The organism is Streptomyces sp. YPW6 (assembly GCF_018866325.1).
Lineage (GTDB): Bacteria > Actinomycetota > Actinomycetes > Streptomycetales > Streptomycetaceae > Streptomyces.
This window is the reverse complement of sequence record NZ_CP076457.1, coordinates 2,853,325-2,871,425: the sequence shown is the minus strand read 5'-3', so window position 1 is coordinate 2,871,425 and position 18,101 is coordinate 2,853,325. Positions and strand designations below refer to the sequence as shown.

Sequence of the window (18,101 nt, the reverse complement as noted above, 5' to 3'; positions counted from 1 at the left end):
AGATGAGCAAGAACATCAAGGGCGTCCTGGGCGAGAAGCTCGGCATGACCCAGGTCTGGGACGAGAACAACCGGGTTGTCCCGGTGACCGTCGTCAAGGCCGGTCCGTGCGTCGTGACGCAGGTTCGCACCAACGACAGCGACGGCTACGAAGCGGTCCAGATCGCCTTCGGCGAGATCGACCCGCGCAAGGTGAACAAGCCCCTCAAGGGTCACTTCGCCAAGGCCGACGTCACCCCGCGCCGCCACCTGGTGGAGCTCCGCACCCCTGACGCCAGCGAGTACACGCTGGGCCAGGAGGTCACTGCCGAGGTGTTCGAGTCCGGCGTCAAGGTCGACGTCACGGGCAAGAGCAAGGGCAAGGGCTTCGCCGGTGTCATGAAGCGTCACAACTTCAAGGGCGGCAAGGCGTCCCACGGTGCCCACCGTGTGCACCGCATGCCGGGCTCCATCGGCGGCTGTGCCACCCCCGGCCGTGTCTTCAAGGGCATGCGCATGGCGGGTCGCATGGGCAACGAGCGCGTCACCACCCAGAACCTGACCATCCACGCGGTAGACGCGGAGAAGGGTCTGCTCCTCATCAAGGGCGCGGTCCCCGGTCCGAACGGCGGCCTCGTCCTGGTCCGTACCGCGGCCAAGGGGGCTTGAGGTAATGAGCACCATTGACATCCTTTCGCCGGCAGGCGACAAGGCCGGTACCGTCGAGCTCCCCGCGGAGATCTTCGACGCGAAGACCAGCGTTCCGCTGATCCACCAGGTCGTCGTCGCGCAGCTGGCGGCTGCCCGTCAGGGCACGCACAAGACCAAGACCCGCGGCGAAGTCCGCGGCGGTGGCAAGAAGCCGTACCGCCAGAAGGGCACCGGCCGCGCCCGTCAGGGCTCGACCCGCGCCCCGCAGTTCGCCGGCGGTGGCGTCGTCCACGGCCCGCAGCCGCGTGACTACTCGCAGCGGACCCCGAAGAAGATGAAGGCCGCCGCCCTGCGCGGTGCCCTCTCCGACCGGGCCCGTCACTCCCGCGTCCACGTCGTCACCGGCGTGGTCGAGAGCGAGATCTCCACCAAGGCCGCCAAGGCGCTGTTCGGCAAGATCTCGGAGCGTCAGAACCTGCTCCTGGTCGCCGAGCGCTCCGACGAGGCCGCGTGGCTGTCCGCGCGCAACCTGCCCCAGGTGCACATCCTGGAGCCGGGCCAGCTCAACACGTACGACGTGATCGTCTCTGACGACGTGGTCTTCACCCAGGCCGCCCTCGAGTCCTTCGTGTCTGGCCCCCAGACCGCTGAGACCGAAGGGAGCGCCGCCTGATGAGTGAGGCGACCGTTACCAGCAAGACGTACTCGGACCCGCGTGACGTTCTCGTCAAGCCCGTGGTCTCCGAGAAGAGCTACGCGCTGCTCGACGAGAACAAGTACACGTTCATCGTCGCGCCCGGCTCCAACAAGACCCAGATCAAGCAGGCCGTCGAGGCGGTCTTCTCGGTCAAGGTCACCGGGGTCAACACGATCAACCGGCAGGGCAAGCGCAAGCGCACCCGCACCGGTTTCGGCAAGCGCGCCGACACGAAGCGCGCCATCGTGACCCTCGCCGAGGGCGACCGTATCGACATCTTCGGCGGCCCGACCTCCTAGTGAGGTCGAGTCGTCCGGAATCGGACGAGGACTGAGAAATGGGTATCCGCAAGTACAAGCCGACGACCCCGGGCCGTCGTGGCTCCAGCGTCGCCGACTTTGTCGAGATCACGCGGTCCACGCCGGAGAAGTCGCTGGTCCGCCCCCTGCACAACAAGGGCGGCCGTAACAACGCCGGTCGTGTGACCGTTCGCCACCAGGGTGGTGGCCACAAGCGCGCCTACCGCGTGATCGACTTCCGTCGTCACGACAAGGACGGCGTGCCGGCCAAGGTCGCGCACATCGAGTACGACCCGAACCGCACCGCGCGCATCGCGCTGCTGCACTACGCGGACGGCGAGAAGCGTTACATCGTCGCTCCCCGTGGCCTGTCGCAGGGTGACCGTGTCGAGAACGGTCCGACCGCCGACATCAAGCCCGGTAACAACCTGGCGCTGCGCAACATCCCGGTCGGTACGACCATCCACGCCATCGAGCTGCGGCCCGGCGGCGGCGCGAAGTTCGCCCGTTCCGCGGGTGCCTCCGTGCAGCTGCTGGCGAAGGAGGGCACCATGGCCCACCTTCGTATGCCGTCGGGTGAGATCCGCCTGGTCGACGCGCGCTGCCGCGCGACGATCGGTGAGGTCGGCAACGCCGAGCAGTCGAACATCAACTGGGGCAAGGCCGGCCGCATGCGCTGGAAGGGCGTCCGCCCGACCGTCCGCGGTGTCGCGATGAACCCGGTTGACCACCCGCACGGTGGTGGTGAAGGCAAGACCTCCGGTGGTCGCCACCCGGTCTCGCCGTGGGGTCAGAAGGAGGGTCGTACGCGTGCTCCCAAGAAGGCGAGCAACAAGTACATCGTCCGCCGCCGCAAGACGAACAAGAAGCGCTAGGAGCGGGTTTTCAGATGCCGCGCAGTCTCAAGAAGGGGCCCTTCGTCGACGGACACCTCATCAAGAAGGTGGACGTACAGAACGAGGCAGGCACCAAGAACGTCATCAAGACCTGGTCCCGTCGCTCGATGATCGTCCCGGCCATGCTGGGTCACACCATCGCGGTGCACAACGGCAAGATCCACGTCCCGGTGTTCGTCACCGAGTCGATGGTCGGCCACAAGCTCGGCGAGTTCTCGCCGACTCGCACCTTCCGCGGCCACGTCAAGGACGACCGGAAGTCGAAGCGCCGCTAGCAGCGGGGTGGAAACGACTATGACTTACACCGAAGGGACAACCATGGAAGCCAGGGCCCAGGCGCGGTACATCCGCGTCACGCCCATGAAGGCCCGCCGCGTGGTGGACCTCATCCGTGGCATGGATGCCACGGAGGCTCAGGCGGTCCTGCGTTTCGCCCCGCAGGCCGCGAGCGTGCCGGTTGGCAAGGTGCTGGACAGCGCCATCGCCAACGCCGCACACAACTACGACCACACCGACGCCTCTTCGCTGGTCATCAGCGAGGCGTACGTGGACGAGGGCCCGACCCTGAAGCGGTTCCGTCCGCGTGCCCAGGGCCGTGCCTACCGGATCCGTAAGCGGACCAGCCACATCACCGTGGTCGTCAGCAGCAAGGAAGGAACCCGGTAATGGGCCAGAAGGTAAACCCGCACGGGTTCCGGCTCGGCATCACCACGGACTTCAAGTCCCGCTGGTACGCCGACAAGCTGTACAAGGACTACGTCAAGGAAGACGTCGCCATTCGTCGCATGATGACGAAGGGCATGGAGCGGGCCGGCATCTCGAAGGTCGAGATCGAGCGCACCCGTGACCGCGTCCGCGTTGACATCCACACCGCCCGCCCGGGCATCGTCATCGGCCGCCGCGGCGCCGAGGCCGACCGTATCCGCGGCGAGCTGGAGAAGCTGACCGGCAAGCAGGTCCAGCTGAACATCCTCGAGGTCAAGAACCCCGAGGTGGACGCTCAGCTGGTGGCCCAGGCCGTCGCCGAGCAGCTCTCCTCCCGCGTCTCCTTCCGTCGGGCCATGCGCAAGAGCATGCAGTCCTCGATGAAGGCCGGCGCCAAGGGCATCAAGATCCAGTGCGGTGGCCGCCTCGGCGGCGCCGAGATGTCCCGCTCGGAGTTCTACCGCGAGGGCCGTGTGCCCCTGCACACGCTTCGCGCGAACGTCGACTACGGCTTCTTCGAGGCCAAGACGACCTTCGGCCGCATCGGCGTGAAGGTCTGGATCTACAAGGGCGACGTCAAGAACATCGCCGAGGTTCGCGCCGAGAACGCCGCGGCCCGCGCCGGCAACCGTCCGGCTCGTGGCGGCGCTGACCGCCCGGCCGGCCGCGGTGGCCGTGGTGGCGAGCGTGGCGGTCGCGGCCGTAAGCCGCAGCAGTCGGCTCCGGCAGCCGAGGCCCCCAAGGCCGACGCCGCCGCCGCTGCTCCGGCTGCTGAGAGCACCGGAACGGAGGCCTGACCGAAATGCTGATCCCCCGTAGGGTCAAGCACCGCAAGCAGCACCACCCGAAGCGCAGCGGTATGTCCAAGGGTGGCACGCAGGTTGCGTTCGGCGAGTACGGCATCCAGGCGCTGACCCCGGCGTACGTGACGAACCGTCAGATCGAGTCCGCTCGTATCGCGATGACCCGTCACATCAAGCGTGGCGGCAAGGTCTGGATCAACATCTACCCGGACCGTCCGCTGACGAAGAAGCCCGCCGAGACCCGCATGGGTTCCGGTAAGGGTTCTCCGGAGTGGTGGATCGCGAACGTCAAGCCCGGTCGGGTGATGTTCGAGCTGTCCTACCCGAACGAGAAGATTGCTCGTGAGGCGCTCACCCGCGCTGCTCACAAGCTTCCGATGAAGTGCCGGATCGTTCGGCGCGAGGCAGGTGAGGCGTGATGTCGGCCGGTACCAAGGCGTCCGAGCTGCGCGAGCTGGGCGACGAGGAGCTCCTCAACAAGCTCCGCGAAGCCAAGGAAGAGCTGTTCAACCTCCGCTTCCAGGCGGCGACCGGTCAGCTCGAGAACCACGGCCGGCTCAAGTCCGTCCGTAAGGACATCGCCCGGATCTACACCCTGATGCGTGAGCGCGAGCTGGGCATCGAGACGGTGGAGAGCGCCTGATGAGCGAGAAGACTGTGACTGAGACGAACACCGAGCGCGGTTTCCGCAAGACCCGTGAGGGTCTGGTCGTCAGCGACAAGATGGACAAGACCGTCGTCGTCGCTGTCGAGGACCGTGTGAAGCACGCGCTGTACGGCAAGGTCATCCGCCGTACGAACAAGCTCAAGGCCCACGACGAGCAGAACTCCGCCGGCGTCGGCGACCGCGTCCTCATCATGGAGACGCGTCCGCTGTCCGCCTCGAAGCGCTGGCGCATCGTCGAGATCCTCGAGAAGGCCAAGTAATTCCTGAGGGGTTTCCCTCAGGTCAGTTCCGCCAGGCTCGGTGCGGGAGCCACGTGAGGCGACTCGCGTGGCTCCCCACCGGGAACCGGCAGACGATCAGGAGATAGACGTGATCCAGCAGGAGTCGCGACTGCGCGTCGCCGACAACACGGGTGCGAAGGAAATTCTCACCATTCGTGTTCTCGGTGGCTCGGGTCGCCGCTACGCGGGTATCGGTGACGTCATCGTCGCCACCGTCAAGGACGCGATCCCCGGTGGCAACGTGAAGAAGGGTGACGTCGTCAAGGCCGTCATCGTTCGCACCGTCAAGGAGCGTCGTCGTCAGGATGGCTCGTACATCCGCTTCGACGAGAACGCCGCCGTCATTCTGAAGAACGACGGCGACCCCCGCGGCACCCGCATCTTCGGCCCCGTGGGCCGGGAGCTGCGCGAGAAGAAGTTCATGAAGATCATCTCGCTCGCGCCGGAGGTGCTGTAAGCATGAAGATCAAGAAGGGCGACCTGGTCCAGGTCATCACCGGTAAGGACAAGGGCAAGCAGGGCAAGGTCATCGTGGCCTACCCCGCTCAGGACCGCGTCCTCGTCGAGGGTGTCAACCGGGTCAAGAAGCACACCAAGGCCGGTCAGACGGCTCGCGGTTCGCAGACGGGTGGCATTGTGACCACCGAGGCTCCGATCCACGTCAGCAACGTTCAGCTGGTCGTGGAGAAGGACGGCAACAAGGTTGTCACCCGCGTCGGCTACCGCTTTGACGACGAGGGCAACAAGATCCGCGTTGCCAAGCGGACCGGTGAGGACATCTGATGACTGCCACCACTGCGCCGCGTCTCAAGACGCGCTACCGCGAGGAAATCGCCGGCAAGCTGCGTGAGGAGTTCTCGTACGAGAACGTCATGCAGGTTCCCGGTCTGGTCAAGATCGTGGTCAACATGGGTGTGGGCGACGCCGCCCGCGACTCCAAGCTGATCGACGGTGCCGTCAAGGACCTCACCACGATCACGGGCCAGAAGCCGGCCGTCACGAAGGCCCGCAAGTCCATCGCGCAGTTCAAGCTGCGCGAGGGCCAGCCGATCGGCTGCCACGTCACCCTCCGCGGTGACCGGATGTGGGAGTTCCTGGACCGTACGCTGTCGCTCGCGCTGCCGCGTATCCGTGACTTCCGTGGCCTGTCGCCGAAGCAGTTCGACGGCCGTGGCAACTACACCTTCGGTCTCACGGAGCAGGTCATGTTCCACGAGATCGACCAGGACAAGATCGACCGGGTCCGGGGCATGGACATCACCGTGGTCACCACGGCGACCAACGACGACGAGGGTCGTGCCCTCCTTCGTCACCTCGGCTTCCCGTTCAAGGAGAACTGACCGTGGCGAAGAAGGCTCTGATCGCTAAGGCCGCCCGTAAGCCGAAGTTCGGCGTTCGCGGGTACACCCGCTGCCAGCGCTGCGGCCGGCCCCACTCCGTCTACCGCAAGTTCGGCCTGTGCCGCGTGTGCCTCCGTGAGATGGCTCACCGTGGCGAGCTGCCGGGCGTGACCAAGAGCTCCTGGTAACTCTCCCTCGCCCCCTGGGCGTTGGAAGTTCCCGGAGACTCTCGGTAAGCATCTGGTCGGCAGGAGCCCCGCCTTTCATGCCGTAGGCTTGAAGGGTTGGGCGCCTGCCGCCCAAGACCGACTTACTACGCCGTAGGTCCCCGCGCCGCACCCGTCCCGCCAGTGAGTGGGGAGAGGGATGGTGCATACAGGAAACCCCGGCGAGAGAGGCCGAAGGCCAATTCATGACCATGACTGATCCCATCGCAGACATGCTCACGCGTCTGCGTAACGCGAACTCGGCGTACCACGACTCCGTCGTGATGCCGCACAGCAAGATCAAGTCGCACATCGCGGAGATCCTCCAGCAGGAGGGCTTCATCACCGGCTGGAAGGTCGAGGACGCCGAGGTCGGCAAGAACCTCGTCCTGGAGCTGAAGTTCGGCCCGAACCGCGAGCGTTCGATCGCCGGCATCAAGCGCATCTCGAAGCCGGGTCTGCGTGTGTACGCAAAGTCCACCAACCTGCCGAAGGTCCTCGGCGGCCTGGGCGTGGCGATCATCTCCACGTCCCACGGTCTCCTGACCGGCCAGCAGGCAGGCAAGAAGGGCGTAGGTGGGGAAGTCCTCGCCTACGTCTGGTAGTCGGGAAAGGAAGGAAAGCTCATGTCGCGAATCGGCAAGCTCCCCATCCAGGTTCCCGCCGGTGTGGACGTCACCATCGATGGCCGTACGGTCGCGGTGAAGGGCCCCAAGGGTTCCCTCACGCACACCGTCGCCGCGCCGATCGAGGTCTCCAAGGGCGAGGACGGCGTTCTCAACGTCATCCGCCCGAACGACGAGCGTCAGAACAAGGCCCTCCACGGCCTGTCCCGCACGCTGGTGGCGAACATGATCACCGGCGTGACCGCGGGTTACTCCAAGGCGCTCGAGATCAGCGGTGTCGGTTACCGCGTCCAGGCGAAGGGCTCCAACCTGGAGTTCGCCCTGGGCTACAGCCACCCGATCGTCGTCGAGGCGCCGGAAGGCATCACCTTCAAGGTCGAGTCGCCCACGAAGCTCAGCGTCGAGGGCATCGACAAGCAGAAGGTCGGCGAAGTGGCCGCCAACATCCGCAAGCTGCGGAAGCCCGACCCGTACAAGGCCAAGGGCGTCAAGTACGCGGGCGAGGTCATCCGCCGCAAGGTCGGAAAGGCTGGTAAGTAGCCATGGCATACGGTGTGAAGATCGCCAAGGGCGACGCGTACAAGCGCGCCGCTCGTAAGCGGCGCCACATCCGCGTCCGCAAGCACCTGTCGGGTTCGCCGGAGCGTCCCCGTCTGGTCGTGACGCGGTCCAACCGCCACATCGTGGCCCAGGTCATCGACGACATCGCGGGCCACACGCTCGCCTCGGCGTCGACCCTGGACACCTCGATCCGTGGTGGCGAGGGCGACAAGAGCGCCCAGGCCAAGCAGGTCGGCGCCCTGGTCGCCGAGCGTGCCAAGGCTGCAGGCGTCGAGGCCGTCGTGTTTGACCGCGGTGGTAACCAGTACGCCGGGCGGATTGCCGCTCTGGCTGACGCCGCCCGTGAAGCCGGGCTGAAGTTCTGAGCCCCGGTTCCAACGCACAGCGGACGTAACAGAGAGAGGTAATTCCCATGGCTGGACCCCAGCGCCGCGGCAGCGGTGCCGGTGGCGGCGAGCGGCGGGACCGGAAGGGCCGTGACGGTGGCGCAGCCGCCGAGAAGACCGCGTACGTCGAGCGCGTCGTCGCGATCAACCGCGTCGCCAAGGTTGTGAAGGGTGGTCGTCGCTTCAGCTTTACCGCGCTGGTCGTGGTGGGCGACGGTGACGGCACGGTCGGTGTCGGATACGGCAAGGCCAAGGAAGTTCCCGCGGCCATCGCCAAGGGTGTCGAAGAGGCCAAGAAGAACTTCTTCAAGGTCCCCCGCATCCAGGGCACCATCCCTCACCCGATCACGGGCGAGAAGGCAGCGGGCGTCGTCCTGCTCAAGCCGGCTTCCCCCGGTACCGGTGTTATCGCCGGTGGCCCGGTGCGTGCCGTGCTCGAGTGCGCCGGCGTTCACGACATCCTGTCGAAGTCGCTTGGCTCGTCCAACGCGATCAACATCGTGCACGCGACCGTGGAGGCCCTGAAGGGCCTGCAGCGTCCCGAGGAGATCGCGGCCCGCCGCGGTCTGCCCCTCGAGGACGTCGCCCCCGCGGCTCTGCTCCGTGCGCGTGCGGGAGCGGGTGCGTAATGGCTCGCCTCAAGATCACGCAGACGAAGTCGTACATCGGCAGCAAGCAGAACCACCGCGACACCCTGCGTTCGCTCGGGCTCAAGCGCCTGAACGACTCGGTTGTCAAGGAGGACCGCCCCGAGTTCCGCGGCATGGTGCACACCGTCCGCCACCTCGTGACGGTTGAGGAGGTTGACTGACATGGCGGAGAACAGCCCGCTGAAGGCCCACAACCTCCGGCCTGCCCCGGGCGCCAAGACCGCCAAGACCCGTGTGGGTCGTGGTGAGGCGTCCAAGGGTAAGACCGCAGGCCGTGGTACCAAGGGTACGAAGGCTCGTTACCAGGTTCCGGAGCGCTTCGAGGGTGGCCAGATGCCCCTCCACATGCGTCTCCCGAAGCTCAAGGGCTTCAAGAACCCGTTCCGCACGGAGTACCAGGTCGTGAACCTGGACAAGCTCGCGACGCTCTACCCCGAGGGTGGAGAGGTCACGGTGGCCGACCTGGTCGCCAAGGGCGCCGTGCGCAACAACCACCTCGTCAAGGTCCTCGGACAGGGCGAGATCTCCGTGGCGCTGCAGGTTTCGGTTGACGCCGTCTCCGGCTCCGCCAAGGAGAAGATCACCGCCGCCGGCGGTACGGTCACCGAGCTCGTCTGAGTCTCGGGACGGAACTGAGCCCGGTCGGCTGCCTCCTCGGAGGCGGTCGGCCGGGTTTTTCCGTGCCCGGGGCCATTTCGCGGCGATATACGGGAACCGTAAAGGCTCGGGAAAGGTTGAACGAGTGTCCACCGCACCGGCGGTGGGGGAGCGGAGGGGCGTTCACGTCCCAAATGGTGCGGCTTGGCCGGTCTTTCGCGGCGTGGGCCGGGAGGCGGGCCGTGCACCGGTGTGCGGTGCGTGTTTCCTGCTCAGTCCTGGGCCGGGTAGGGTAGCGCCGTTCATCTTTTGTGGCCTCCTTACGATGTAGGGCTGCCTTGTATCCGATCCCGTCCAGTCCCATCCAGACCCGTCGCCTCTGACGCACAGCGCGGGGGTCGCAGGAGGCACCGTGTTCACCGCGTTCGCCCGAGCGTTCAAGACGCCCGACCTGCGCAAGAAGCTGCTCTTCACGCTCGGCATCATCGTGATCTACCGGCTCGGGGCGCACATCCCCGCCCCCGGTGTCGACTACACGAAGGTGCAGCAGTGCATCGACCAGGCCGACTCGGGTGGTCTCCTCGGTCTGATGCAGATGTTCAGCGGTGGCGCCCTGCTGCAGATCACCATCTTCGCGCTCGGCATCATGCCGTACATCACGGCGAGCATCATTCTGCAGCTGCTGACCGTGGTGATCCCGCGCCTGGAAGCCCTGAAGAAGGAAGGGCAGTCCGGCACGGCGAAGATCACGCAGTACACGCGTTACCTGACGGTCGCGCTGGCCGTCCTCCAGGGCACCGGCCTCGTCGCCACCGCGCGCAGCGGCGCGCTCTTCCAGAACTGCACCGTGGGCGACCAGATCGTCGCGGACAAGTCGGTCTTCACCACGATCATCATGGTCATCACGATGACCGCCGGTACGGCCGCCGTCATGTGGCTCGGTGAGCTGATCACCGACCGCGGCATCGGCAACGGCATGTCGATCCTCATGTTCATCTCGATCGCCGCCACGTTCCCCGGCGCCCTGTGGGCCATCAAGGAGAGCGGCAAGCTGGCCGACGGCTGGATCGAGTTCGGCACCGTCATCCTCATCGGCTTCGTGATGGTCGGGCTCGTCGTCTTCGTCGAGCAGGCCCAGCGCCGCATCCCCGTGCAGTACGCGAAGCGCATGATCGGGCGCCGTTCCTACGGCGGTACGTCCACGTACATCCCGCTGAAGGTCAACCAGGCCGGTGTGATTCCCGTCATCTTCGCCTCGTCGCTGCTCTACATCCCGGCGCTGATCGTCCAGTTCTCCAACTCCAACGCGGGCTGGGCGACCTGGATCACGGACAACTTCGTGCAGCAGAACGAGCCGTACTACATGGTGGCGTACTTCCTGCTGATCGTCTTCTTCGCCTTCTTCTACGTGGCCATCTCGTTCAACCCCGACGAGGTCGCCGACAACATGAAGAAGTATGGTGGCTTCATCCCGGGTATCCGCGCAGGTCGTCCTACTGCCGAGTACCTGAGCTACGTGCTCAACCGGATCACGTGGCCAGGCTCGCTGTACCTGGCCCTGATCGCTCTTGTGCCGACGATGGCGTTGGCGGGCTTCGGCGGTGCGAACGCGAACTTCCCGTTCGGCGGGACGAGCATCCTCATCATCGTGGGTGTGGGTCTGGAAACCGTGAAGCAGATCGAGAGTCAGCTCCAGCAGCGCAATTACGAAGGGTTCCTCCGCTGATGCGCATCGTCCTCGTCGGGCCTCCTGGTGCCGGCAAGGGAACGCAGGCTGCGTACCTTGCCCACAACCTGTCGATTCCGCACATCGCCACGGGCGACCTCTTCCGCGCCAACATCAGCCAGGGCACCGACCTTGGCAAGCAGGCCCGCGCCTACATGGACGCAGGCCAGCTGGTGCCGGACGAGGTCACCATCGGGATGGCCAAGGACCGCATGGCCCAGGAGGACGCCGTGGACGGCTTCCTGCTGGACGGCTTCCCGCGGAACGTGGGCCAGGCCGAAGCCTTGGACGTGATGCTCAAGGACGAGGGCGTGAAGCTCGACGCGGTCCTCGATCTGGAGGTCCCCGAGGACGAGGTCGTGAAGCGGATCGCGGGTCGCCGTGTCTGCCGCAACGACAGCGCGCACGTCTTCCACCTGACGTACAACCCGCCGAAGGCCGAGGGCGTCTGCGACGCCTGCGGCGGCGAGCTGTACCAGCGGGACGACGACAGCGAGGAGACGGTCCGCACCCGGCTGGAGGTCTACCACACGCAGACCGAGCCGATCATCGACTACTACCGGGCCCAGGGCCTGGTGGTGACCATCTCCGCGCTCGGCAAGGTCGAGGACGTGACCGCCCGCGCCATGGAGGCGCTGATGCCCTCCGCCGAGGGCTGAGCGTCACCCCCGCACCACCCGCTGTGCAAGCCGGCCGCGGCGCCTCTGGGCGCCGCGGCCGACTGCTTGCCCCCGTATCGTTGAACACGCCGAGCCGTACCCGTCACCGTCGATGCAGAGAGGCGCCGAGCAATGGTGCAGATCAAGACCCCCGAGCAGATCGCGAAGATGCGCGAGGCGGGCCTGGTGGTCGCTGCCATTCACGCCGCCACCCGTGAGGCGGCCGTCCCCGGGGCCACCACCCACGACCTGGACCAGGTCGCCCGCAAGGTGATCGCCGACCACGGCGCGAAGTCGAACTTCCTCGGCTACGGCGGGTTCCCCGCGACCATCTGCACCTCGGTCAACGAGGTCGTCGTCCACGGCATCCCGGACGAGAAGACGGTCCTGAAGGACGGCGACATCATCTCCATCGACGCCGGCGCGATCGTGGACGGCTGGCACGGTGACGCGGCCTACACCGCCTTCGTGGGCACCGGTCACGCACCGGAGCTGGTCGAGCTCTCCCGGGTCACCGAGGAGTCGATGTGGGCCGGGATCGCCGCGATGAAGGTGAACAACCGGCTCGTCGACATCTCCCGGGCCATCGAGACCTTCATCCGCCGCCAGCCCCGCCCCGCGACCGGGAAGTACGGCATCATCGAGGACTTCGGCGGGCACGGCATCGGCACCGAGATGCACATGGACCCGCATCTGCTGAACTACGTCTCCCGCAAGCGCGGCAAGGGCATCAAGCTGGTCCCGGGCGTCTGCCTGGCGATCGAGCCCATGGTCTCGCTCGGCACGGCGCGGACGGAGACCCTCGCCGACGACTGGACGGTCATCACGACGGACGGCACCTGGTCCTCGCACTGGGAGCACTCGATCGCGCTGACCGAGCAGGGCCCGCTGGTGCTGACCGCCCCGGACTGCGGGAAGGCGAAGCTCGCGGAGTACGGGATCACGGCGGCGCCCGACCCCCTGGGCTGAGGCGCCCCGACACAACCCGTCCGGCAGGTCTAAGGATCACCGGGAGTGGGCAAACTTGACGGATTCGTCTTTTGGGGTCCGCTGACGTAGACTGACTCGTCGGCTCTGGTGCATCCGTGTGTCCACATGCAATCGCATGGCGGACGCAGGATCGCGGGAGCCGATCAAGGTAGCCGATTCGAAAGGCGAAGCGTGGCCAAGAAGCAAGGTGCCATCGAGATTGAGGGCACCGTGATCGAGTCCCTCCCGAACGCAATGTTCAAGGTGGAGCTCCAGAACGGTCACAAGGTCCTGGCGCACATCAGCGGCAAGATGCGGATGCACTACATCCGTATCCTCCCCGATGACCGGGTTGTGGTGGAGCTCTCTCCGTACGACCTCACGCGTGGCCGGATCGTCTACCGCTACAAGTAGATCTTGCCCCCATCCCGTTTCGGCGGATGATGGCACTGACCCGGAGAACCTGACATCCCATGAAGGTCAAGCCGAGCGTCAAGAAGATCTGCGACAAGTGCAAGGTGATCCGCCGTCACGGTCGGGTCATGGTCATCTGCGACAACCTGCGCCACAAGCAGCGCCAGGGCTGACGCACGACCGCCTGCATCTCGCAGTTCTTCGCGCGACGCACGTAATACGTACATACGCAGTACCCGTCCAAGCCACGGCTGACGACACCTCCGGCGGGGGCCGGGGACCCGGACGTACCACTGCTCCTCGGGAGCGGTCGGCGGTCGGGAGTGGCACTGCGGAAGACCCCCGATCTAACAACTGGAGCCATTGAATGGCACGCGTTTCAGGTGTTGACATCCCGCGCGAAAAGCGCGTGGAGGTCGCCCTCACCTACGTCTTCGGTATCGGGCGCACCCGGTCCAAGGAGATCCTCGCCGCCACCGGCGTGAACCCGAACACCCGCGTTCGTGACCTGGCCGAGGAAGACCTCGTCAAGATCCGCGAGCACGTGGACGCCAACCTCCGCACCGAGGGTGACCTCCGCCGTGAGGTCCAGGCGAACATCCGCCGCAAGGTCGAGATCGGCTGCTACCAGGGCATCCGCCACCGTCGTGGCCTGCCCGTCCACGGTCAGCGCACCAGCACGAACGCGCGTACCCGCAAGGGCCCGCGTCGCGCCATCGCCGGTAAGAAGAAGCCGGGCAAGAAGTAGTCCTCAGCGGACGCACTGCGGACCTCCGGCCTTCCGGAGCACGCAGAAACCAGCGGTCTTCGCTGTAGGACCGATCACCTCCCCTCTCCATCTGGAGTCAAGACATGCCCCCCAAGGGTCGTCAGGGCGCAGCCAAGAAGGTGCGTCGCAAGGAAAAGAAGAACGTCGCTCACGGCCACGCGCACATCAAGAGCACGTTCAACAACACCATCGTCTCGATCACGGACCCCACGGGCAACGTGATCTCCTGGGCCTCCGCCGGCCACGTCGGCTTCAAGGGCTCGCGCAAGTCCACCCCCTTCGCCGCGCAGATGGCCGCCGAGTCGGCCGCCCGCCGCGCGCAGGAGCACGGCATGCGCAAGGTCGACGTCTTCGTCAAGGGTCCCGGCTCCGGCCGTGAGACCGCGATCCGCTCGCTCCAGGCCACCGGCCTGGAGGTCGGTTCGATCCAGGACGTCACCCCGACGCCGCACAACGGCTGCCGTCCGCCGAAGCGTCGTCGCGTCTGACCCGCTACGGCCGGTGACGGCCGTGCGTCGGTAGCGCCGGGTCCGGGCGGTACACCTCTTACGGGGCGTACCGCCCGTACCCTTGTTACATCTGTCGGGCATCAAATAGTGGGTGCCCACGACTGAAGGATCACCGCATGCTTATCGCTCAGCGTCCGTCGCTGACCGAAGAGGTCGTCGACGAGTTCCGCTCCCGGTTCGTGATCGAGCCGCTGGAGCCGGGCTTCGGCTACACCCTCGGCAACTCCCTCCGCCGCACGCTCCTCTCCTCGATCCCCGGTGCCGCTGTCACCAGCATCCGGATCGACGGTGTCCTGCACGAGTTCACCACCGTGCCGGGCGTCAAGGAGGACGTGACCGACCTCATCCTCAACATCAAGCAGCTGGTCGTCTCCTCGGAGCACGACGAGCCGGTCGTGATGTACCTGCGCAAGCAGGGCCCGGGTCTGGTCACCGCCGCCGACATCGCGCCCCCGGCCGGTGTCGAGGTGCACAACCCCGACCTCGTCCTCGCCACGCTCAACGGCAAGGGCAAGCTGGAGATGGAGCTGACCGTCGAGCGCGGTCGCGGCTACGTCTCCGCCGTCCAGAACAAGCAGGTCGGCCAGGAGATCGGCCGTATCCCGGTCGACTCCATCTACTCGCCGGTGCTCAAGGTCACGTACAAGGTCGAGGCGACCCGTGTCGAGCAGCGCACCGACTTCGACAAGCTGATCGTCGACGTCGAGACCAAGCAGGCCATGCGTCCCCGTGACGCCATGGCGTCGGCCGGCAAGACCCTGGTCGAGCTGTTCGGTCTGGCGCGCGAGCTCAACATCGACGCCGAGGGCATCGACATGGGCCCGTCCCCGACGGACGCCGCTCTCGCCGCCGATCTGGCTCTGCCGATCGAGGAGCTGGAGCTCACGGTCCGTTCGTACAACTGCCTCAAGCGCGAGGGCATCCACTCCGTGGGTGAGCTCGTGGCCCGCTCCGAGGCGGACCTGCTCGACATCCGCAACTTCGGTGCGAAGTCGATCGACGAGGTCAAGGCGAAGCTGGCCGGAATGGGCCTCGCGCTGAAGGACTCGCCTCCCGGCTTCGACCCGACCGCCGCCGCCGACGCCTTCGGCGCCGACGACGACGCGGACGCCGGTTTCGTGGAGACCGAGCAGTACTGAGTCGCCTCCCGGCTGGGGGTGCCCCGTTCCGAGGGCGCCCCGGGCCGGGCCGAGGACGCGTCCTCAACCGCCGGACGGGCGTGGATCCCGGCCGGCACGCAAGACTTCCGTGGGGCGTCCGCCGCACGGGAACTGACACCGGTACCTGATACGGCCGGTGCAGCACACAAGGAGAAACACCATGCCGCGTCCCACCAAGGGAGCCCGTTTCGGCGGTAGCGCCGCGCACGAGAAGCTGCTTCTCGCGAACCTGGCGAAGTCGCTGTTCGAGCACGGCCGCATCACGACGACCGAGGCCAAGGCCCGCCGCCTGCGCCCCGTCGCCGAGCGCCTCATCACCAAGGCGAAGAAGGGCGACATCCACAACCGTCGCCTGGTGCTCCAGTCGATCACGGACAAGGGCGTCGTCCACACGCTCTTCACCGAGATCGCTCCCCGGTACGAGAACCGCCCCGGTGGTTACACCCGTATCACCAAGATCGGCAACCGTCGCGGCGACAACGCCCCGATGGCGGTCATCGAGCTGGTCGAGGCGCTGACCGTGGCCCAGCAGGCCACCGGTGAGGCCGAGGCCGCCACGAAGCGCGCGGTCAAGGAAGACGCCCTCAAGAAGGACGAGGCCCCCGCGGCCGAGTCCGTCGAGGACGCCAAGCCGGCCGACGACGCGGAGTCCAAGGACGCCTGAGCGTTCTGACACGGACCACGGGACGGGCCCGCATCACCCTTCGGGGCGGTGCGGGCCCGTTTCGCTGACCAGGGTGTGGAGAGGGAGACGCGGTGAGTGACCAGGCCGAGCCCGGTTTCGTACGGGTACGACTGGACCTGTCCTACGACGGCAGGGACTTCTCCGGCTGGGCCAAGCAGACCAGCCGGCGCACGGTGCAGGGCGAGATCGAGGGCGCGCTGCGGACCGTGACCCGTTCGGCGGTGACGTACGACCTGACGGTGGCGGGCCGCACGGACGCCGGGGTGCACGCGCGCGGCCAGGTGGCCCACGTGGATCTGCCGGAGGAGGTCTGGGCCGAGCACGAGGAGAAGCTGCTGAGGCGGCTGGCGGGCAGGCTTCCGCTGGACGTACGGGTCTGGCGCGCGGCCCCGGCCCCCGCGGGGTTCAACGCCCGCTTCTCCGCGCTGTGGCGGCGGTACGCCTACCGCGTGGGCGACCGGCCCGGCGGGGTCGATCCGCTGACGCGCGGTCATGTGCTGTGGCACGACCGGCCGCTGGACCTGGACGCGATGAACGAGGCGGCCGCGCTGATGGTCGGGGAGCACGACTTCGCCGCGTACTGCAAGAAGCGTGAGGGCGCGACGACCATCCGTACCCTCCAGAAGCTGAGCTGGGTACGGGATCCGGAGTCCGGGGTCCTCACCGCGACCGTGCAGGCGGACGCGTTCTGCCACAACATGGTGCGGGCGCTGATCGGCGCGGCGCTGTTCGTCGGCGACGGGCGGCGTCCGGCGTCCTGGCCCGCCGAGGTGCTGGCCGCGAAGGTGCGCGACCCCGGGGTGCACGTCGTGCGCCCGCACGGGCTGACGCTGGAGGAAGTGGCCTACCCGGCGGACGACTTGCTGGCCGCGCGGGCCGAGGAGGCCCGCAACGTGCGGACCTTGCCGGGGGCGGGCTGCTGCTGATCGCCGGAGCCGTGGCGGCCGGCTCCGCGGGTCAGCCGCCGGGTTCGGCAGCGGCCTGCGAGGCCTGGAGCTGGCCGCGGCGGTGGATCTGACGGAAGGTGAAGTTCGTCAGGTCCTTGGTGACCGCGTAGACGTTCTCGTCGGCGGTGGTGACCCGCTTGCCGTCGAGGAAGCCGCCGACGGCGAAGTAGGCGTAGCGGCCGTAGGAGTTGGACGTGCGCAGGCAGACGATGCCGCCCCGGCAGAAGGTGTCGACGCCGCCGCCGCTGAGCGAGGCGAGTCCGCCGGAGGCCTGGTCGACGGCCTTCTTCGCGCGGGCCTCCGTGTCGAAGACGGCGACGCCGACCGTGACGGCCACCCCGTCCTTGCGGTAGGTGGCCCGGATGAGCTGCGTGCAGCCGTTGTTCGTGAGGACGGAGCCGAGGGCGCCCTGGGTGCCCGTCGCGCACTTCGCGGAACTGCTGGTCGCGCCCTTGAGGTGGACGCGGTCGCCCATGGTGAGCTTCCTGCCGGGGAAGAACCCGTCGACGGTGACCGGCGCCGTGTCCTTGTCGGCGCTGGATATGTAGTCCTTGGGGTCCGGCGGGGGCGGCGGTGCGACCGAGGAGAACGACGGCGCGGGCGCCGAGGTGTCCTCGGGGAGGTCGGCGGGGGCGGGGAGCTGACTCGCGTTCTTGTCGCCCTTGCCGGTGCCGCCGCCGTTCGACGTGACCACGGCGGTGGTCACGATCGCGCCGATCGCGACGGTGGCCAGCGCCCCGCCTCCGATCATCAGCAGTCTCCTGCGGCGGGCCCGCGCGGCGGACTGGTCCGCCAGCGCCGCCCAGTCCGGTGTCCCGTCACCCCCGGGCCCCCAGGAGGCCCCCCCTTGCCCAAAGCTCATGCGCGCATTTTAGGGGCTGGGGTAAACCGGTTGGGCCAGGAGTTCGCGGACCGTGACA

The 18,101-nt window shown here is 67.1% G+C and carries 31 protein-coding genes; 30 read left to right on the top strand and 1 reads right to left on the bottom strand.

The window, feature by feature from the left end:
* The first annotated feature begins 2 nt into the window (after positions 1 to 2).
* From rplC to truA, 30 genes are all read left to right on the top strand, one after another.
* Complete coding sequence (rplC, locus tag KME66_RS12460) at positions 3 to 647, top strand: 50S ribosomal protein L3 (RefSeq protein ID WP_073220194.1); 645 nt, start codon at positions 3 to 5, stop codon at positions 645 to 647.
* Positions 648 to 651: 4 nt separating this feature from the next.
* Positions 652 to 1,302, top strand: coding sequence for a 50S ribosomal protein L4 (gene rplD, locus KME66_RS12455; protein WP_073220197.1), 651 nt, complete (start codon positions 652 to 654; stop codon positions 1,300 to 1,302).
* Positions 1,302 to 1,625 (top strand): 50S ribosomal protein L23, encoded by a 324-nt coding sequence (gene rplW, locus KME66_RS12450; RefSeq protein ID WP_003966958.1) that lies wholly within the window; start codon positions 1,302 to 1,304, stop codon positions 1,623 to 1,625. The genes rplD and rplW overlap by 1 nt, the downstream gene beginning before the upstream one ends.
* A gap of 38 nt (positions 1,626 to 1,663) precedes the next feature.
* Complete coding sequence (rplB, locus tag KME66_RS12445; protein ID WP_073220200.1) at positions 1,664 to 2,500, top strand: 50S ribosomal protein L2; 837 nt, start codon at positions 1,664 to 1,666, stop codon at positions 2,498 to 2,500.
* 14 nt (positions 2,501 to 2,514) lie between these two features.
* A complete protein-coding gene (gene rpsS / locus KME66_RS12440) occupies positions 2,515 to 2,796 on the top strand; it encodes a 30S ribosomal protein S19 (RefSeq protein WP_003966956.1) in 282 nt (93 codons plus the stop codon).
* A 43-nt stretch (positions 2,797 to 2,839) separates the two neighbouring features.
* Positions 2,840 to 3,187 (top strand): 50S ribosomal protein L22, encoded by a 348-nt coding sequence (gene rplV / locus KME66_RS12435; protein ID WP_004571827.1) that lies wholly within the window; start codon positions 2,840 to 2,842, stop codon positions 3,185 to 3,187.
* Positions 3,187 to 4,023: a 30S ribosomal protein S3 gene (gene rpsC / locus KME66_RS12430; RefSeq protein ID WP_073220204.1), complete on the top strand. Its 837-nt coding sequence runs from the start codon at positions 3,187 to 3,189 to the stop codon at positions 4,021 to 4,023. The genes rplV and rpsC overlap by 1 nt, the downstream gene beginning before the upstream one ends.
* Before the next feature lie 5 nt (positions 4,024 to 4,028).
* The gene (gene rplP, locus KME66_RS12425) at positions 4,029 to 4,448 is read left to right on the top strand and encodes a 50S ribosomal protein L16 (protein ID WP_073220207.1); all 420 of its coding nucleotides are present in this window, start codon (positions 4,029 to 4,031) and stop codon (positions 4,446 to 4,448) included.
* A complete protein-coding gene (gene rpmC / locus KME66_RS12420; protein WP_003966952.1) occupies positions 4,448 to 4,672 on the top strand; it encodes a 50S ribosomal protein L29 in 225 nt (74 codons plus the stop codon). Before rplP ends, rpmC begins: the two co-directional genes overlap by 1 nt.
* On the top strand, positions 4,672 to 4,956 hold the full coding sequence (rpsQ, locus tag KME66_RS12415) for a 30S ribosomal protein S17 (RefSeq protein ID WP_018490820.1): 285 nt from the start codon (positions 4,672 to 4,674) through the stop codon (positions 4,954 to 4,956). Before rpmC ends, rpsQ begins: the two co-directional genes overlap by 1 nt.
* Before the next feature lie 109 nt (positions 4,957 to 5,065).
* Positions 5,066 to 5,434 carry a 50S ribosomal protein L14 gene (gene rplN, locus KME66_RS12410; protein ID WP_003966950.1) on the top strand — a complete coding sequence of 123 codons (369 nt, stop codon included), beginning with the start codon at positions 5,066 to 5,068 and terminating at the stop codon, positions 5,432 to 5,434.
* Positions 5,435 to 5,436: 2 nt separating this feature from the next.
* Positions 5,437 to 5,760 (top strand): 50S ribosomal protein L24, encoded by a 324-nt coding sequence (gene rplX / locus KME66_RS12405; RefSeq protein WP_003966949.1) that lies wholly within the window; start codon positions 5,437 to 5,439, stop codon positions 5,758 to 5,760.
* Positions 5,760 to 6,317, top strand: a complete 558-nt coding sequence (gene rplE, locus KME66_RS12400) for a 50S ribosomal protein L5 (protein WP_003966948.1) — start codon at positions 5,760 to 5,762, stop codon at positions 6,315 to 6,317. The genes rplX and rplE overlap by 1 nt, the downstream gene beginning before the upstream one ends.
* 2 nt (positions 6,318 to 6,319) lie before the next feature.
* Entirely contained in the window at positions 6,320 to 6,505 is a 186-nt protein-coding gene (locus tag KME66_RS12395) for a type Z 30S ribosomal protein S14 (RefSeq protein ID WP_003948630.1), read from the top strand.
* Between the two features lie 224 nt (positions 6,506 to 6,729).
* Complete coding sequence (gene rpsH, locus KME66_RS12390) at positions 6,730 to 7,128, top strand: 30S ribosomal protein S8 (protein WP_003966947.1); 399 nt, start codon at positions 6,730 to 6,732, stop codon at positions 7,126 to 7,128.
* Positions 7,129 to 7,149: 21 nt separating this feature from the next.
* Complete coding sequence (gene rplF, locus KME66_RS12385; protein ID WP_073220210.1) at positions 7,150 to 7,689, top strand: 50S ribosomal protein L6; 540 nt, start codon at positions 7,150 to 7,152, stop codon at positions 7,687 to 7,689.
* Between the two features lie 2 nt (positions 7,690 to 7,691).
* Entirely contained in the window at positions 7,692 to 8,075 is a 384-nt protein-coding gene (gene rplR, locus KME66_RS12380) for a 50S ribosomal protein L18 (protein WP_018490822.1), read from the top strand.
* Positions 8,076 to 8,122: 47 nt separating this feature from the next.
* A complete protein-coding gene (gene rpsE, locus KME66_RS12375; protein ID WP_006126891.1) occupies positions 8,123 to 8,725 on the top strand; it encodes a 30S ribosomal protein S5 in 603 nt (200 codons plus the stop codon).
* Positions 8,725 to 8,907, top strand: a complete 183-nt coding sequence (gene rpmD / locus KME66_RS12370) for a 50S ribosomal protein L30 (protein ID WP_003966943.1) — start codon at positions 8,725 to 8,727, stop codon at positions 8,905 to 8,907. Before rpsE ends, rpmD begins: the two co-directional genes overlap by 1 nt.
* Before the next feature lies 1 nt (position 8,908).
* The gene (rplO, locus tag KME66_RS12365) at positions 8,909 to 9,364 is read left to right on the top strand and encodes a 50S ribosomal protein L15 (RefSeq protein WP_003966942.1); all 456 of its coding nucleotides are present in this window, start codon (positions 8,909 to 8,911) and stop codon (positions 9,362 to 9,364) included.
* A gap of 391 nt (positions 9,365 to 9,755) precedes the next feature.
* Positions 9,756 to 11,069, top strand: a complete 1,314-nt coding sequence (secY, locus tag KME66_RS12360) for a preprotein translocase subunit SecY (protein WP_216321888.1) — start codon at positions 9,756 to 9,758, stop codon at positions 11,067 to 11,069.
* On the top strand, positions 11,069 to 11,728 hold the full coding sequence (locus KME66_RS12355) for an adenylate kinase (protein WP_216321885.1): 660 nt from the start codon (positions 11,069 to 11,071) through the stop codon (positions 11,726 to 11,728). Before secY ends, KME66_RS12355 begins: the two co-directional genes overlap by 1 nt.
* A 132-nt stretch (positions 11,729 to 11,860) precedes the next feature.
* Positions 11,861 to 12,697, top strand: coding sequence for a type I methionyl aminopeptidase (gene map / locus KME66_RS12350; protein ID WP_216321882.1), 837 nt, complete (start codon positions 11,861 to 11,863; stop codon positions 12,695 to 12,697).
* Between the two features lie 192 nt (positions 12,698 to 12,889).
* Positions 12,890 to 13,111: a translation initiation factor IF-1 gene (infA, locus tag KME66_RS12345; RefSeq protein WP_003956442.1), complete on the top strand. Its 222-nt coding sequence runs from the start codon at positions 12,890 to 12,892 to the stop codon at positions 13,109 to 13,111.
* A 59-nt stretch (positions 13,112 to 13,170) separates the two neighbouring features.
* A complete protein-coding gene (rpmJ, locus tag KME66_RS12340) occupies positions 13,171 to 13,284 on the top strand; it encodes a 50S ribosomal protein L36 (protein ID WP_003956441.1) in 114 nt (37 codons plus the stop codon).
* 194 nt (positions 13,285 to 13,478) lie between these two features.
* Positions 13,479 to 13,859 carry a 30S ribosomal protein S13 gene (rpsM, locus tag KME66_RS12335; protein ID WP_006126897.1) on the top strand — a complete coding sequence of 127 codons (381 nt, stop codon included), beginning with the start codon at positions 13,479 to 13,481 and terminating at the stop codon, positions 13,857 to 13,859.
* A gap of 104 nt (positions 13,860 to 13,963) precedes the next feature.
* Entirely contained in the window at positions 13,964 to 14,368 is a 405-nt protein-coding gene (rpsK, locus tag KME66_RS12330; RefSeq protein WP_003948617.1) for a 30S ribosomal protein S11, read from the top strand.
* 137 nt (positions 14,369 to 14,505) lie between these two features.
* Positions 14,506 to 15,528 (top strand): DNA-directed RNA polymerase subunit alpha, encoded by a 1,023-nt coding sequence (locus KME66_RS12325; RefSeq protein ID WP_003966937.1) that lies wholly within the window; start codon positions 14,506 to 14,508, stop codon positions 15,526 to 15,528.
* Positions 15,529 to 15,709: 181 nt separating this feature from the next.
* Positions 15,710 to 16,213 (top strand): 50S ribosomal protein L17, encoded by a 504-nt coding sequence (gene rplQ, locus KME66_RS12320; RefSeq protein WP_073220224.1) that lies wholly within the window; start codon positions 15,710 to 15,712, stop codon positions 16,211 to 16,213.
* Positions 16,214 to 16,305: 92 nt separating this feature from the next.
* Positions 16,306 to 17,160, top strand: a complete 855-nt coding sequence (truA, locus tag KME66_RS12315; protein WP_073220226.1) for a tRNA pseudouridine(38-40) synthase TruA — start codon at positions 16,306 to 16,308, stop codon at positions 17,158 to 17,160.
* Positions 17,161 to 17,191: 31 nt separating this feature from the next.
* On the opposite strand, the gene KME66_RS12310 is transcribed toward truA, so the two are convergent.
* Positions 17,192 to 18,043, bottom strand: a complete 852-nt coding sequence (locus KME66_RS12310) for a hypothetical protein (protein WP_073220229.1) — start codon at positions 18,041 to 18,043, stop codon at positions 17,192 to 17,194.
* Positions 18,044 to 18,101 lie beyond the last annotated feature (58 nt).

Coding starts and splice junctions, on each gene's coding strand:
- rpsE (WP_006126891.1), top strand. CDS start 8,123: ATGGCTGGACCCCAGCGCCGCGGCAGCGGTGCCGGTGGCGGCGAGCGG.
- map (WP_216321882.1), top strand. CDS start 11,861: ATGGTGCAGATCAAGACCCCCGAGCAGATCGCGAAGATGCGCGAGGCG.
- rplB (WP_073220200.1), top strand. CDS start 1,664: ATGGGTATCCGCAAGTACAAGCCGACGACCCCGGGCCGTCGTGGCTCC.
- rpsH (WP_003966947.1), top strand. CDS start 6,730: ATGACCATGACTGATCCCATCGCAGACATGCTCACGCGTCTGCGTAAC.
- rpsM (WP_006126897.1), top strand. CDS start 13,479: ATGGCACGCGTTTCAGGTGTTGACATCCCGCGCGAAAAGCGCGTGGAG.
- rplP (WP_073220207.1), top strand. CDS start 4,029: ATGCTGATCCCCCGTAGGGTCAAGCACCGCAAGCAGCACCACCCGAAG.
- KME66_RS12310 (WP_073220229.1), bottom strand. CDS start 18,043: ATGAGCTTTGGGCAAGGGGGGGCCTCCTGGGGGCCCGGGGGTGACGGG.
- rplV (WP_004571827.1), top strand. CDS start 2,840: ATGGAAGCCAGGGCCCAGGCGCGGTACATCCGCGTCACGCCCATGAAG.
- rpmC (WP_003966952.1), top strand. CDS start 4,448: ATGTCGGCCGGTACCAAGGCGTCCGAGCTGCGCGAGCTGGGCGACGAG.
- rpsS (WP_003966956.1), top strand. CDS start 2,515: ATGCCGCGCAGTCTCAAGAAGGGGCCCTTCGTCGACGGACACCTCATC.
- rplE (WP_003966948.1), top strand. CDS start 5,760: ATGACTGCCACCACTGCGCCGCGTCTCAAGACGCGCTACCGCGAGGAA.
- rplC (WP_073220194.1), top strand. CDS start 3: ATGAGCAAGAACATCAAGGGCGTCCTGGGCGAGAAGCTCGGCATGACC.
- rplX (WP_003966949.1), top strand. CDS start 5,437: ATGAAGATCAAGAAGGGCGACCTGGTCCAGGTCATCACCGGTAAGGAC.
- rplW (WP_003966958.1), top strand. CDS start 1,302: ATGAGTGAGGCGACCGTTACCAGCAAGACGTACTCGGACCCGCGTGAC.
- rpmD (WP_003966943.1), top strand. CDS start 8,725: ATGGCTCGCCTCAAGATCACGCAGACGAAGTCGTACATCGGCAGCAAG.
- rplF (WP_073220210.1), top strand. CDS start 7,150: ATGTCGCGAATCGGCAAGCTCCCCATCCAGGTTCCCGCCGGTGTGGAC.
- rpmJ (WP_003956441.1), top strand. CDS start 13,171: ATGAAGGTCAAGCCGAGCGTCAAGAAGATCTGCGACAAGTGCAAGGTG.
- rplO (WP_003966942.1), top strand. CDS start 8,909: ATGGCGGAGAACAGCCCGCTGAAGGCCCACAACCTCCGGCCTGCCCCG.
- KME66_RS12325 (WP_003966937.1), top strand. CDS start 14,506: ATGCTTATCGCTCAGCGTCCGTCGCTGACCGAAGAGGTCGTCGACGAG.
- rplQ (WP_073220224.1), top strand. CDS start 15,710: ATGCCGCGTCCCACCAAGGGAGCCCGTTTCGGCGGTAGCGCCGCGCAC.
- rpsQ (WP_018490820.1), top strand. CDS start 4,672: ATGAGCGAGAAGACTGTGACTGAGACGAACACCGAGCGCGGTTTCCGC.
- rpsK (WP_003948617.1), top strand. CDS start 13,964: ATGCCCCCCAAGGGTCGTCAGGGCGCAGCCAAGAAGGTGCGTCGCAAG.
- rpsC (WP_073220204.1), top strand. CDS start 3,187: ATGGGCCAGAAGGTAAACCCGCACGGGTTCCGGCTCGGCATCACCACG.
- rplD (WP_073220197.1), top strand. CDS start 652: ATGAGCACCATTGACATCCTTTCGCCGGCAGGCGACAAGGCCGGTACC.
- rplR (WP_018490822.1), top strand. CDS start 7,692: ATGGCATACGGTGTGAAGATCGCCAAGGGCGACGCGTACAAGCGCGCC.
- KME66_RS12355 (WP_216321885.1), top strand. CDS start 11,069: ATGCGCATCGTCCTCGTCGGGCCTCCTGGTGCCGGCAAGGGAACGCAG.